The 13,335-nt window shown below is 68.9% G+C and carries 12 protein-coding genes; 4 read left to right on the top strand and 8 right to left on the bottom strand.

The genetic code is table 11. The features are described from left to right. Positions 1-99 precede the first annotated feature (99 nt). Together ACFVST_RS13555 and ACFVST_RS13550 are read left to right on the top strand one after the other, a co-directional pair. Entirely contained in the window at positions 100-1,608 is a 1,509-nt protein-coding gene (locus ACFVST_RS13555; RefSeq protein WP_390150035.1) for a DUF4246 domain-containing protein, read from the top strand. Positions 1,609-2,002: 394 nt separating this feature from the next. After that, positions 2,003-2,722 carry a hypothetical protein gene (locus tag ACFVST_RS13550; protein ID WP_390150032.1) on the top strand — a complete coding sequence of 240 codons (720 nt, stop codon included), beginning with the start codon at positions 2,003-2,005 and terminating at the stop codon, positions 2,720-2,722. Positions 2,723-3,043: 321 nt separating this feature from the next. On the opposite strand, the gene ACFVST_RS13545 is transcribed toward ACFVST_RS13550, so the two are convergent. Next, complete coding sequence (locus ACFVST_RS13545) at positions 3,044-4,009, bottom strand: phosphotransferase (protein ID WP_390150029.1); 966 nt, start codon at positions 4,007-4,009, stop codon at positions 3,044-3,046. A gap of 40 nt (positions 4,010-4,049) precedes the next feature. On the opposite strand from ACFVST_RS13545, the gene ACFVST_RS13540 reads away from it, so the two are divergent. Continuing rightward, positions 4,050-5,027 (top strand): GNAT family N-acetyltransferase, encoded by a 978-nt coding sequence (locus ACFVST_RS13540; RefSeq protein ID WP_390150026.1) that lies wholly within the window; start codon positions 4,050-4,052, stop codon positions 5,025-5,027. Here the strand turns inward: ACFVST_RS13540 and ACFVST_RS13535 are convergent. The 7 genes from ACFVST_RS13535 to ACFVST_RS13505 form a co-directional block, all read right to left on the bottom strand. Further along, positions 4,988-6,571, bottom strand: a complete 1,584-nt coding sequence (locus ACFVST_RS13535) for a hypothetical protein (RefSeq protein ID WP_390150023.1) — start codon at positions 6,569-6,571, stop codon at positions 4,988-4,990. The genes ACFVST_RS13540 and ACFVST_RS13535 overlap by 40 nt on opposite strands. Further along, on the bottom strand, positions 6,571-7,848 hold the full coding sequence (locus ACFVST_RS13530) for an arginase family protein (protein WP_390150020.1): 1,278 nt from the start codon (positions 7,846-7,848) through the stop codon (positions 6,571-6,573). Before ACFVST_RS13530 ends, ACFVST_RS13535 begins: the two co-directional genes overlap by 1 nt. After that, positions 7,845-9,026, bottom strand: a complete 1,182-nt coding sequence (locus tag ACFVST_RS13525) for a diaminopimelate decarboxylase family protein (RefSeq protein ID WP_390150017.1) — start codon at positions 9,024-9,026, stop codon at positions 7,845-7,847. The genes ACFVST_RS13530 and ACFVST_RS13525 overlap by 4 nt, the downstream gene beginning before the upstream one ends. 118 nt (positions 9,027-9,144) lie before the next feature. Next, a complete protein-coding gene (locus tag ACFVST_RS13520; RefSeq protein WP_390150014.1) occupies positions 9,145-9,678 on the bottom strand; it encodes a hypothetical protein in 534 nt (177 codons plus the stop codon). Continuing rightward, the gene (locus ACFVST_RS13515) at positions 9,666-10,166 is read right to left on the bottom strand and encodes a hypothetical protein (RefSeq protein ID WP_390150011.1); all 501 of its coding nucleotides are present in this window, start codon (positions 10,164-10,166) and stop codon (positions 9,666-9,668) included. The genes ACFVST_RS13520 and ACFVST_RS13515 overlap by 13 nt, the downstream gene beginning before the upstream one ends. Then, entirely contained in the window at positions 10,156-11,301 is a 1,146-nt protein-coding gene (locus tag ACFVST_RS13510) for an alanine racemase (protein WP_390150008.1), read from the bottom strand. The genes ACFVST_RS13515 and ACFVST_RS13510 overlap by 11 nt, the downstream gene beginning before the upstream one ends. A gap of 87 nt (positions 11,302-11,388) precedes the next feature. Further along, positions 11,389-11,571 (bottom strand): hypothetical protein, encoded by a 183-nt coding sequence (locus ACFVST_RS13505; protein ID WP_390150005.1) that lies wholly within the window; start codon positions 11,569-11,571, stop codon positions 11,389-11,391. A gap of 334 nt (positions 11,572-11,905) precedes the next feature. Between ACFVST_RS13505 and ACFVST_RS13500 the strand changes: the two genes are divergently transcribed. After that, a complete protein-coding gene (locus tag ACFVST_RS13500; protein ID WP_390150002.1) occupies positions 11,906-13,309 on the top strand; it encodes an MFS transporter in 1,404 nt (467 codons plus the stop codon). Positions 13,310-13,335: the final 26 nt, after the last annotated feature.

Below are 13,335 nucleotides of genomic sequence, written 5' to 3'. Positions count from 1 at the left end.
ACCGAAGGGCACCTCGGAGCAGGACCGGCCAGGGCCGGGCTTGTCAGTCCGCTGAAGTACCGTTCCCGCCGTCACACATCGACGGGGAGGACCAGGAAAATGACCGGCTTTTCCGCTTTTCCATTGCCCTTTCAAGCTTCCGGTTCCATAGCGCTCGCGACGGTCCGAACGCTACGGGAACTTCAGATGATGCGGTGCAGCGCGCATATTCGGGCGAAGCCGGGGTGGTTCGACAAGATGAACGACGCCGGAATCGTCGCCAGGTGGGCGCGAGAAGCGGTCGCCCAGGGCCTGACCGAAGCGCAGGTTCGCTACGTGCTTGCCGAACTCGCGTATTACGCCGAGCTGCGAGACGGCCGAACCGGCATCGAGGTGTCCGCCGTCGACGGGGTGTGGCAGTCGGACACACTTGTCGACGACGAACTCAGGTCCCGGCTGCGTGAGGCGGTTCGGGTTCTGGAAAAGGTCCCGGAAGCGGAACAGGACTGGCATCCGGGATCCAACGGCCAGGTACTGGATCTGGTCCATCCCTCACTGTTCTGTCTGGTGAGAGAGGTGAGCGGCGCACCCGAGCGGGCTTGGCGAAACCCGGGGGAGAGCTATTCGCGGTACGAATTCTCAGAGAAGTTCCAGTGGCTGCCCACGGACGTCGACGTCAGTGACGAGGGCGATGCCATCTTCCGTTCGTACGTCAACAACGTCCACCCCGAGACTCATCGCGAACTGGCCTCCGTCCTGCCGGACTTGTTCGCACGCCTGCGCCCGCTGCTTGAGAACGTGCTCACCGATCTGCGTCATCCACGGCCCCTGCGGATCGAGGCCGATCCCTTCGGGTGGTACGACTCGGAGCCTGAGCATCCGGACAGATCCTCCTACAGCGATGACGCGGCCTACGAAGAAGCCATCTGTGCGTGGGAAGCGGCCGATGAGGACTGGTGGGAAAACCGCCGCCCGGTCGTCCCGGACGCCCCGGCCTTCACCTCGCCCGGGTTGCCCGACGATTCCACCCGAGTCGACCTGCGCGGCCGTAGTCTCCAGGTCATCGTCAAGCTCGCCACCATTCATCTCACCCCGGACAAGCCCGAGTACCCCGGCGGTTCCTGGCATGTCGAGGGAATGCTGAACGAGCGGATCGTCTCGACCGGCATCTACTACTGGGACAGCGCGAACATCACCGAAAGCCAACTGGGTTTCCGGGCGGCACTTGAGTACCCACGCTACGAACAGAACGACGGCTACGGGCTGCGTGAGGTCTACGGCCTGGAGGACGAAGAGCCCCAGAACCAGATGCTGGGATCGGCGTCGACCCCGCCGGGCCGCTGCCTGGCGTTCCCGAACATCCTGCAACACCGCGTCGGCTCGTTCCGCCTCGCGGACCCCACCCGGCCGGGATATCGCAAAATTCTCGCGTTCTTCCTGGTTGACCCGTCGAAAAGAATCGTCTCGACATCCGATGTGCCACCCCAGCAGCCCTGGTCCGCCACCTCGATCATGACGCTTGAACAAGCCGAGAGCTACCGCGAACAACTCATGCAGGAACGCAAGTTCTTCGTCGACGTACACAACGAGGAGCTCTACGAGCGCGAGTTCTCCCTGTGCGAGCACTGAACCGCCGCCAAGGTCGCTGAACTCCATGAGGAAACAGCGGTATTGCCCGCCTCTCGCGTGTGGTTGCAGTACCAGCCGCAGATCCCTAGGAAATCCGCAAGTGGCGACGATTGCCCTCAAGAGGGGACATCTATACGGTCTTGTTCATCGCCCGCGTCGCGCACCGCGGCAGTTCGGCCCCTCCGGCCCCTTCAGTCCTCCGGGCTTGGTTTCACAGCGAACACCGCACCGCGCGCATCACGACTCCGTCGTACCCGCGCGAGATTCACGGCCTCTCCGCAACCTCCCCCCATCTGAGGAGGTACGGAAAGGCTGGTTTTCGATGAGGTTCCAGGGGCAGCAGCGGGACACATTGCAGCACCTGCAATCCCCTCCGAACACCCGAGGAAACCGGATGCTCACAAGCAGTAGCGCACCCCAGGCCATTAATTTCACCGAGGGCCTGAACGACGGCTGGTCGAAGATCGCGAAGTTCGTTCCCGAGCTGGCGGCTTTCCTCGTGGTCCTGGCCATCGGCTGGCTCATCTCGAAGACGCTTTCCAGACTTCTCGACCGAGTCCTGCGCAAGGTGGGCACCGAGAAGATAGCCGACCGCGCCGGAGTCGCCGGGCTGCTGAAGGCATCCGGCTACGACCTCACGGCTCTGGTATGCCGGATCGTCTACTACGGCCTGCTGCTGATCACGCTGCAAGCCGCGTTCGGGGTGTTCGGCTCCAATCCGGTCAGCGACATGCTCGACTCCATCGTGGCCTGGCTGCCGAACCTCGTGGTCGCCGTGGTCCTCGCGGTCGTGGCGATGGCCATCGCCAACGTCGTGCGCTCCCTCATAGCGGCAGCGCTCGCCAGCGTGCCGTACGGCAAGACCGTCGCCAGCGTCGCGTGGGCGGCCATCGTCGGACTCGGCGTCATCGCCGCGCTCGGGCAGGCCGGAATCGCCACGACGGTGACCCAGCCGGTGCTGTACGCCATCCTCGCGTCCGTAGCAGGCATTCTCGTCGTCGGAGTCGGCGGCGGTCTGATACTCCCCATGCGTCAGAGGTGGGAGCGGTGGCTGGACTCCGCGGAACAGGAGACGGCACGGATGCGGACCGAGCGCGACTCAGCCGCCGGCTGACCACGTCTCCCGCGCGCTGCCCGGTCACGAACGGAGCCCCCGTCCACGACCGGGCAGCGCCCGCTGCCCCTGCCCGCGCACCGCGCACGCAAGGGCAAGGCGATGCCGCGCTCGGCGGCGATCCGTTCCACGGTCTCCCCCGCGTCGGTGCGGGCAGGCCGCAGGATGCCGCGCTCCGCGGCGAGCGTGGCCGGGGCGATGCCGGGACGCTTCTCCGCACGGAGTGGCCGTGTGACCCATCTACCGACCAGGCCAGGCGGGGGATGCGCGCTGGCCCGGTGTCTTTCCGTGATCCGGTCGACGAATCGGTGTCGGCCACGGTCACAGTGGGAACCGGTCGAGTTCCAGGGTGGCGAGGTCGATGAGGAAGGACCGTTTGCGGGGGTCGGTCCAGTCGTCCCACTCGTCGGCGTCGATGAGGGACCAGACGCACCACTCCAGGAGCATGTACCGCAGCGCCGCGGGCCAGACCCGGATCTCCTGCGGGGTCAGCTCGACGTGCCGGGTGTAGGCGTCCCGGAACACCGTCCACTCCGGCGTCGTGAACAGCCGGGCCGGTGCCGCGTCCGCTTCGTTGTGGAACAGGAGCACGGCCAGCGCGAGGTCCAGCAGACGGGCGGCGACCTCTCCGTTGTCGGGGTCGATGAGCACGGGGCCGTCCGGCGTGTACACCAGGTTGCTGGCCTTGAAGTCCATGCTCGCCGGGACGGTGGGGAGGTCCGCTGCCTTGACGGCCGGCAGGGTCTGCGTCATGAAGTCGTTCAACCACGCGGTGAAGCGCGGGAGTTCACGCTCCCTGACGTCCGGTGCGTGCCGGCCGAAGACCCGGTCGAGGCCCTCGATGTCCTCGTCCACGGACGCCTGGTCGTGGTCGGGCCATGCGAAGTGCGGCATGTCCCGTCCGGTGACCGGAGCCGCGTGCAGGCGCCCCAGCAGGTCGCCGGCCGCGGCGATCTCCTCGGCCGTCCCCTGGTAGGCGCTGCCCTGCACCCAGGGATACGCCACCCAGACACGTTTTCCGATCTGTACCGGATTTTCTTTCGCGACCGGCAGCGGGGCGACAACCGGAACTTTTCCTGCCGAAAGCTCGCCGAGCCACGTTGCCAGACCTCTGGCGTCGCCGAAAGGTCCGCGGGTGCGCTTGATGACGGCGCTTTGCCCGTCGATGACCACCGGGAAAACCGGCGCGTACAGATAGCAGGAAACTGCGGGCCGATCGGCCGGTTTCACCCCAAAACAATCGAAAACATCCGCATGGTTTTCACTGCGCTCGGGCTCCCTTGCCATACATTCCCCTCCAGGATCACCGGTGCACTAGAGTGTCGCCATGGATATAGCGTGGCGCCATCTTACGCTCTCCGATCTCAAGGACTGGGCGGGTCTGCTGGAGACCATCGAGCAGACCGATATACGTGGCGAGAACTTCGACGTCGAGGATCTGCGCGCACAACTCGACGACACCGTCATAAATGTGGCTTCCGACACTCTGGCGGGTTTCACGGACCAAGGGATGGCCGCATACGGAATTATCCGTTCCCGGCGGACCCGGCAGGGTTTTCGTGCGGTGCTCGACGGTGGCGTACTGCCCGGTCTCCGCAGGTCGGGCACGGGAGGCCGGATCGTGGAGTGGGCGCGGACATGGGCGGAGGAACAGTGCGCGGAACTGCCGCCCGGTGCGTCGCTGGAACTCCAGTCGCGGGTGAGCGACCGTAATCCAGGGCACGCGGTGCTGATGCTGTCCCAGGGCTTTTCGCCGGTCCGCTGGTTTCACGATCTCGAATGCACGTTTCCGGACGGCCTCACCGGCACCCCGGTCCCGGAGGGAAACATCGTCACCGCATACACGGAACAGCTCGGTGAAGCGGCACGGCGAGCGTGGAACGACGTGTTCGGTACGGCGGCGGGCGGTATGGAATGCACGCCGGAATCCTGGCAGCGTCTCACGCACGCACCCGCATTCCGGCCCGAACTCTCCTTCGTGATGTGCAGCCGGATTTCAGGAGAGGTGATCGGCGTACTCCTCGCCGACTACTATCCGGCGGACACGGCGATGACCGGGGTCCGGGAGGTCTGGATACAGAGCGCGGGGGCACGGCGCTCGGCCCGCGGAACGGGAGTGATGGCGGGTCTGCTCTCGCACGCCTGCCACGCCTACCACGAAAAGGGATACCAGCGGGCGGCACTGAGTGTGCACACCGACGAGCCCCGGGCGGAGTCCGGCGTCCACGAGCAGGCGGGCTTCCGGCGCACACACACGTGGGCCGTCTACACGCGGACCTTTTCCGGTTCGGATCCGGAATCGTGAGAGGTCTCCGCCGCCCCTCGTGAGACGGGGTCCTGGTACTTCGTCAGGTCGATGTTCGCGACATGGGGGTACGCCGCTTTCAGTGAGGCGAAGTCGCGGAAGCGCGCGAGCTTCCTGAACAGGTCGACCGTCGCGAGCGACGACGGACCGGAGCGCGCGCCCATCGCGATCTTGAACAGCCCCTTGCGGTCCTTGAGGCGCGGCAGGATCGTCTCGCACCGGTGCCCCCGGAAGCCGAAGCTCGACCCCCAGTTGAGCAGGATGCCCAGCCTGGCCGCCTCCTCCCGGGCCACCGCCAGCAGGAATCCGTGGTGCGCGACCTCGTCCTCCGCCAGCCGGCAGACGACGAAAGGGGCGTGCGTCAGGACCGGGGCGCTGCCTCCCCGTGCCGCCGCCGAGGCCGCCGCGAGACTCGGGTGGCCTATGGCGCTGAAGAGCCCGTCCTCCTCGGCCAACGCCCGCGCCAGCCGCTGGTTGTTGAGGAACACCTGTCCCGCGTGGCGCCTGGTGAGCTGCGCGTCCAGCACCAGCGGCACGTCGATGGCGGCTGCCGAGTCCATCGGCACCGACGTCCCCGTCACCGCCCGTCCCATCCGCAGGTAGTCGGCGAACTGTGCTGCCGTGGGGGTACCGGCGTCCTCATCGCAGCTGTGGACGGAGACCACGCCGAGGTTCGCCAGTTCGAGACCCTGCTGATCGAGCTTCAGCCCGGACCGCACCTCGACGACGAGCAGCGGGCGTCCGTCGCGCAGGCCGTTGAGCACGCTGCGCGTGGGCCAGGTGAAGGAGCTGAGAGTGGTGTCGAACACCAGGCACCGCGTGTTTCCGGTGCGGTGCGCGCGCCACCGGGCGAGGAAGTCGCGCACGTCCATGGTGTCGAGGTCCCAGTTGTACCGGGCCGGTTCGATGTGGAGCAGGTCGAAGCGGCCACTGTCCACGGCGGCGCCCAGGTCGTCCACGGATTCCCAGGAGAACAGCGGTGACCTGCGGAAGTCGAAGATCATGTCCGTTTCGAAGTAGCTGCCCCACACGCCGGCGCACAGGGGCCGGTCGCCGGTCGCCGGGATCATGCGGAGGTAGCTCTGCAGGACGCCGCTGATGGCGGCGGCGCCGCTGCCGAAGGCGACGTGCCGGGTCTGCCAGCCGGGAGGTGCGGGTGGCGCCGACCGGCCGATGCGCTCCTCAAGCCAGGCGAGGTCGGCGCTGCGCTCGTAGCTGTACTTCGTCGTGGCGCCGGACGGCAGCCGCGTGCGGTGCTCGTGCTCGGGCGAGCGGAAACAGCGATCGGTGCTGCGGTGCGCGCGGACGAGCAGCGCCTGGCGGAGCGACCTCGCGGCGGCGTCCAACCGCTGCTCCACGTCGAACGTGCCCCGGCCGTCGTACTGCCGCAGGCCGGCGAGTTCCGCGGCCAGCGCGTCCAGTTCCGGGCTGCCGTCCGGGGTGGCCGCCCGGGACCGCTCCACCAGGTCGGTGAGGATCTCCCGTTCGACGAGGTTGCCTTCGGCCGCCTCCGGGTCCTCTTCCCAGCGTGCTGTCTCCCGCACTACGCGGTCTCCTTTCCCTGCCGCACGGAGGCGTCGAGCACCCGGAGGACGAGGTCCGACACCACGAGCCCCGAACGGTCGTCCTGCCCCGGTATCAGCTCGGTGACGTCCATGCCGACGACACGGCGGGCGCCGCACAACTGCTCCAGCAGCGCCACGAGTTCCGGATGCGTGAAGCCTCCGGGCAGGGGGGTGCCGGTGTCGGGCAGGGCGGTGGGATCGAGTCCGTCCACATCGATGGTGAGGTAGTACGGGATGTCCGAGGGCAGGTCCGCGAGCAGTTGTGCGGCCTCCGCTCCGACCGCGGACCTGCCGGGCCACACGGTCACCCTGGGGTGCCTGCCGGACTCGTGCCCGGTGAGCTGGCGGATGCCGAACTGGCCGACCCTGACCACGCGTTCGTCGCCGACGATCCAGCTCATGAAGTTGCCGTGGTGGCACTCCTGTGCCCAGTCGCCGGCGCGCGGCTCCGCGAAGTCCGCGTGCGCGTCGATGTGCAGGACGCCCAGGCGGCCGTGGGCGTCGAGCGCGCCGCGGATGGCCGGCAGGCTCACGGAGTGGTCACCGCCGAGTACCACGGCGAAGCGGCCCGCCGCCATGACGCTGTGCGTCAGGCGCTGGAGGTGGTCGAACGACTCGCCGTTCCTGGTGTGCACCCGCTGCGAGACGTTGGCGAGATCCGCGATCCGCACGCCGTCGAGTACCCGCCGGCCCCGTACGGGGTCGTACCGTCCGGCGGGCTTCTCCGCGCTGCCCACGGAGAACAGTGACGTGCTGCATCTGCGGATGTAGTCCGGTGCGAACCGGGCGCCGGGGCGGTAGGTGGTGCCCACGTCGTAGGGCATCCCGATGACCACCGCGTCCGTGGTGTCCCCGGCTGTCGCCTCCGGCAGGCTCATCACGGGCGCGCCGAACAGTCCGTCCGCGGCGGTGGCCGGGGCGGGTGGACGGTCCGGCCGGGGCCGGTGGGCGACGAGGAGTCCGCGGGCTTCGAGTTCCTCGACGGCCCTGCGCCCGGCGGGACCGGCCGCTGCCGCACCGAGTGGCGCGAGCGCGGCGTCCACGGTGGACGGCACGGCGAACCGGGACGCCAGCCTGGCCATGGCGCGTCCGAGTGTCAGATACGTACCGGAGGCGGCGTTCCAGAACGTCTCGCCGTCCGCGCCGTCCTGACCGTCGTGGCCGTCCTGACCGTATTGGCCGTCCTGGCCGCGGGCCGTTCTGACGAAGCCGGGGTCGATGACGAGTACCCGCTCGCCGCTGCCTTCCGTCGTCATGCGAACGGTGCCCCGGGCAGCTCACGGAGGGAGCCGGTGCCGTCGAAGGCGTACTCGGCCGGTGCCGGGATGCGGTTGAAGCGCCGCGAGTTGGTCAGCGTGTACGCGCCGGAGGCGGTGATGACCAGGCGGTCGCCGGGGCGGCACGGCGGGAAGGTCATGCCGCGGTCGACCTTGCCGTGGATGTCGGTGCCGAAGAAGTCGTTCTCGTACAGCGTGTTTCCCGCGATCAGACCGGGCCGCGGCGGGCCGCTGCCGGCCGCCGGGTCCGCCGCCAGCACGGTGGGCTTGTGCCACGGGGCCAGGTTCCAGGCGGAGGAGTCGACGGTCACCACCCGCGTCCCGTAGTACTCGTGGTGCTCCTCGACCGACCGCACCTCGGTGAAGAGGTAGCCGTGGGGTGCGAGGACGCCGCCGCCGGGTTCGAACCGGAGCGCGATGGGCCGGCCGTGCTCGGTCTGCCACTCCTCGACCATCCGGGCGGTCCGGCGGAGCGCGGCGCGCGCCCTGCCCCGGTGCAGGTAGAGGTGGAAGAAGCCACCGCCGACATCGATGGTGTGGAGGTGCGGGAACTTCGCCGCCATGTGCAGCGTGTAGGCGACCTTGTAGAGCAGCTTCTCCGGGGAGGTCTGCCCGGTGTGGAGGTGCAGCCGCGTCAGTCTCAGGCCGTGCCGGGCGAACGCCTCGTGGACCCGGTGGTCCGTGGCGTTCACGCCGAACCTGCTGTTGCGGCCGAACGTCGAGTGCATCTCCAGCTTCTCGGGCAGCGGTATGCGGACCCGGAGGCCGGCGTCCGTCCCCGGGTGTGCCCGGCCGTACGCCTCGATCTGCGCGACCGAGTCGAGGTCGACGGTCACTCCTACCGCGCGGAAGAGGGTGAAGTCGGCCGCGGAGAAGGCCGGTCCGGTGGCGGTGATCTCCTGGAAGCCCGCGGAGGTGGCCAGTTCGAGCTCGCCGACGCTGGCGGTGTCACCGCCCAGGCCGAGCCCGGCCAGGTGGGCCAGCACGTCGGGGGTGTGGCACGCCTTGACGGCGAAGTTGAGCTGCGCGCCGGGAATGGGCGCGATGTCGTCCTGCATACGGCGGACCGTCGCGGTGATCCCCGGGTAGTCGTAGACCACCGCCGGTGTCGCTACGCGCAGTGCCTGCTGGAAGAGGGCGACGGGTGGCAGGGACACGAGTGGCTCGACGGCAGCCGCACGGTCGGTTCCGACTGCGGATTCCGGCATTCTCTTCTCTCTTCACACTGGTCAACCGGTGGGGACGGGCGGGGTGCTGGGGCCGGCCCGGGTGGGCTCAGGGCGTCTTGCGGGGCGGCCTCGGCGGGATGGTCACGAGCGTGTAGCGCACCTGGTCCTGGACGGGGTCGACCCAGTGCCAGGCCGCCGGATCGTGCTGGACCAGCGAGCCCGCCCGGTCGTCGACGAACGTCATGTGCCCGTCTGCCGCCTGGGCGACGAGGCCGTCGACGCCGGAGGTGGTCAGCATGTACAGGCCCTGCTGGAGCTTGTCGCGGTGCGGGAGGATGTAGTCGCCGCGGTCGTAGCGGTTGATCTGGAAGTAGAAGCGGCTCAGGTCGGAGTCCTCGTCGGCGAGGCCGGCGATGATCACACGCTGTAGGTCCCGCGGCATGTCCCGGGCTTCGAGTACGTGGTAGCGGTCGTCGTCCTCGTACTCCGAGTCCCGGTACGGGTTCAGCGGGTCCCAGTCCCGGTCGCGCACCGCGGACGCGGACGGATAGTCCGCGAAGAGGTGGCGGTAGCGCTCCGCGGTCGCCACGATCCCGTCGCAGTTGCGCACCGCGTCAGGGAAGATCCTCAGCTCGTCCACAGTGTCCCTCCTCCGATTCCGAGCGTGCACCGCTGGTCGCCGCGGACCGGACTGGTCCAGCACCAGGCGTCCTGCGGCAGCCGCAGGCCCGTGCCCGCCCGGTCGAAACCGCGGGCGAAGTGGTCGCCGGCCCAGTACGTGACCGCGTCGACGGCGGAGTCCTGCAGCGGACACAGCACCGTCCACGCGCTGCGGCTCCCGTCCGGCGCCTCGTCCGCGAAGCGGTGCGGCGGCGCGTAGCCGCCGCGCACGTACCTGCGCAGTACGAGGTGCTGGGGAGGTCCGGGCAGCTTCGTCTCCGTGATCTGCGCCAGCACCGGCCGGCGTTCGGCCTCCGGCACGTCCGCCAGGTCGAGCACCGTGTGCCGGGGTGTCACTCCTTCCAGCACGCCGTCCCCCGTGTGTCCGCCGCCGTCGAAACGTGCGAAGAGCATTTCGACGGCGGAGCGCAGGGCTGAGGGATCACGCACCACCACTTCACCGATCATGCCGGCGTCCTTTCTCGCTCACCGCTGTCTCGAAGGGCGCGGGTGACCCGTGCATGGCGCGGGCCATGCTGGTGACATAGGCACCGGCCGCGTTGAGGACGAGCCGGTCTCCGGGCCGTATCTCGGTGGCCTCCGTGTGCCGGACGAGGTAGTCCTCCTCGTAGCAGCTACTGCCGCCCACCGAGTAGGGGAACCGTGCCGTGTCCCGGGCCGGGAGCTGCCCTACCAGTCGCGGTGCGGTCCAGCTCAGCAGGCTCCAGCCGGAGCCGTCGACCGTGACGACGGCGGTGCCCGAAGGGTGCTGTTCCACCGCCAGCGCCGTCACCACCAGGTAGCCCGCCAGCGCGGTCAGCAACATGCCCGGTTCGACGACCAGTGCGAGGCGCCGCCCGGACCGTTCGGCGTGCTCGCGGAGCAGGGCGCCGATCCGCTGCCAGGCGTCCTCCGCCTGGCGGGGGTCGGCGTAGAGACTGGCGAGGCCGCCGCCGATGTTCACCGTCGTCACGTGCGGGAACAGGTCGGTGCAGTGCAGCAGCGCGGCCAGCAGTTGCTCCGCCCGGCGCGCGGTCATCAGCTCTCCCGTGTGGGCGTGCAGCCGGGTCACCCGCAGCTCGTGCTCCGCCAGGAGGCGGTGCAGTTCGCGGTCGGACGGATCGACTCCGAGCCGGCTCCACGCGATGCCCGCGCCGGCGCGTTCGACCGGCGCGACAGGCACCCGGACGCGCAGTCCTATCGCGGTACCGCGACTGCCCGCGCAGCGGGCGTAGTCCTGAAGCTGCGACCGGCTACAGAGGTCGACCAGGACGCCGTTCGCCGCCAGCTCGGACATCTCGCTGCCGGTGAGTCCCGGGGACGTGGCGGTGACGGGTCGCATGGACGCGGCGGCGGCGGCCTCGTACTCGGCCCTGCTCGCCACGTCCGCTCCGGTGGCGAGTGCCGCCAGATGGGACAGGACGGGCGGGAACCTGTTGGCCTTGACGGCGAACAGGATGCCGGTCCCCGGGATTCCGGACACGTCGTCCCGAAGCTGCCGCACGGTACGGGAGATGTGGTCGAGGTCGTAGACGACAGCGGGAGTGGGGACCTCTGCGGCAGCAGTGAGGACGGCCTCGCTCGGACCGCCGATGAGATGCACACCTACCTCGTTCCCGGACCGGTGGGCCGGCCCAGCCGGTGGGTGTGCGTGCACACCCACCAGCCTCGCGCTCGGTCGATCTGTGGGTCAGTTGCCGACGGGACGGCTGCCCAGCAGGTCGTTGAGGTCCATGCTGACCGGGCGGACGGAGCCGCCGGTCACCTCGAAGCCGGACTCGTCGGAGACCGAAGCGGCGTCCAGGCTCCAGTCGTCGGCCGCAAAGGTGGCAGCCAGCTTTTCCTCAAGGTCGTGCAGAGTATTGGCTTCCATACCAAATCCCTTCGTTGTAAGGCCCGATTAAATCCCCCGGACCGAGCAATAGAGCCGCAGCCGCGGCTCGCCGGAACCGTAGCCCGGGCATTGACACGTGTCCACACTTATCCAACCCGGAGAAAAGCGGAGGACAACGGTCCGCAATCAGTTCCGTGCGCGTCGGCAGCCTGCATCGCGGAGCGCGGCACGGAAGGCCCGGACACGGTATCGGAAACCGTCAACTTGACGCACACTGAAGCGCGTTGACAGACTGCCACCGAGTTGGAAGCGAGCCGCCCGCACACGAGGACGAAATGCCCATTTCCCGACTTCACGCGCACAGAACATAGACATGGCAGAGCCATCGAAAAAGCAGCAGCGCACGCTCTACACCGTCCTTTTCGGACAGTTCGGGTCAAGCGTCGGCGGTGAAATCTGCTGGTTCGCCATCACCCTGTGGGCCTGGCAGGAAACAGATTCCGCCACGACGCTCTCCTTTCTTTTGCTCGCCAACCTGCTCCCGGGTATCTTGCTCTCCGCGGTCCTGGGAATCTGGGTCGACCGGTTCTCGGCAAAACTGGTCATGCTGTTGTGCGACGGACTGCTGGGCGCCATTTCCGTCGGGCTGCTCACGTTGTACCTGACGGGCAGTCTGCACGTGTGGCACCTCTACGTGGTGGGCGTGCTCGAAGGTTTCCTGGAAGCCGTCCACTGGCTCGCGTACTCGAAAGTCGTCACCACGCTCGCCAAGCCGGAGCAGTTGCCGCGCGCGAATGCCGTCGTCGGCCTCGCCGACTCGGCCGGCTCCATCGTCGCGCCGATGATCGGCGGCGTGCTCCTGCATTTCTCAGGGCTGTGGACCGTACTCCTCGTCGACCTCGTCAGCTACCTCCTGGGCTTCGTCTCACTCGCCCTCGCGCGAGTCCCCCGCCCCGCGCCCTCCTCCGGGACGGACGCGGACTCCGCGCACTCGGGACAGGAGACCGGCGACGCCGCGGAGGACGCTGCCACCGGTCGCCGGGCGACGCTGCGCACGGTGGCCGCCAGCGCGTCGTTCATCCTGCGCCGCCCGCTGCTCCGGAACCTCCTCCTGGTGTGCTTCGCGCTCAACTTCGTCTCCGCTGTCGGCTCCGTCCTGGCCAAGCCACTGCTCATGCTCCGCACCGGCGACAACACCGCACTGCTCGGCACGGTCTCCTCGGCCGGCGGGGTGGGCAGCCTGCTGGGCGGGCTGTGCGCGGCTGCGTTCCTCCACCGGCTCGGCCGGACCCACGCCATCCTCGGCGGCATGATCCTGGCGTGCCTCCTCGGGCCGGCGCTGACGGCCCTCGGCCAGGACGCGCCGGTGTGGATCATCTCCTCGTTCCTCGGCGCGTTCCTGATCCCGACCGTCCTGAGCGCCTACCAGTCGCTGTGGCAGACGGAGGTGCCGCTGGCCTCGCAGGCGCGCATCTTCGGGGTGCGCCGGTCGCTCGTCCAGGCGGCCACTCCGCTCGGCCTGCTCCTCTCCGGGCTCTGCGTCGACCTGCTCGGCAGCGACCCCACGACGGCGACGGCTCTGGTACTCGGTGCGGCCGGCCTGGCCGGCGCCCTCGCCGCGGCAGCCGGCTACCTCTCGCCGTCCCTGCGCGCGGCCGGACCCCCGGCGGCTTCCGCACCCGCCGACACACAACAGGCGCAGGACACCGAGCCGTTGGCAGCCGCGCGGACACCGGGGCCGGCCCCGTCCGAGGCGGAGACGCGGGCGGCACCCTGACCGGTCGACACCGGTCAGGGGAGTAC

Source organism: Streptomyces sp. NPDC058045 (assembly GCF_042885635.1).
In the GTDB taxonomy this organism is placed as follows: Bacteria; Actinomycetota; Actinomycetes; order Streptomycetales; family Streptomycetaceae; genus Streptomyces.
This window is presented reverse-complemented; position numbering and strand designations above follow the sequence as displayed.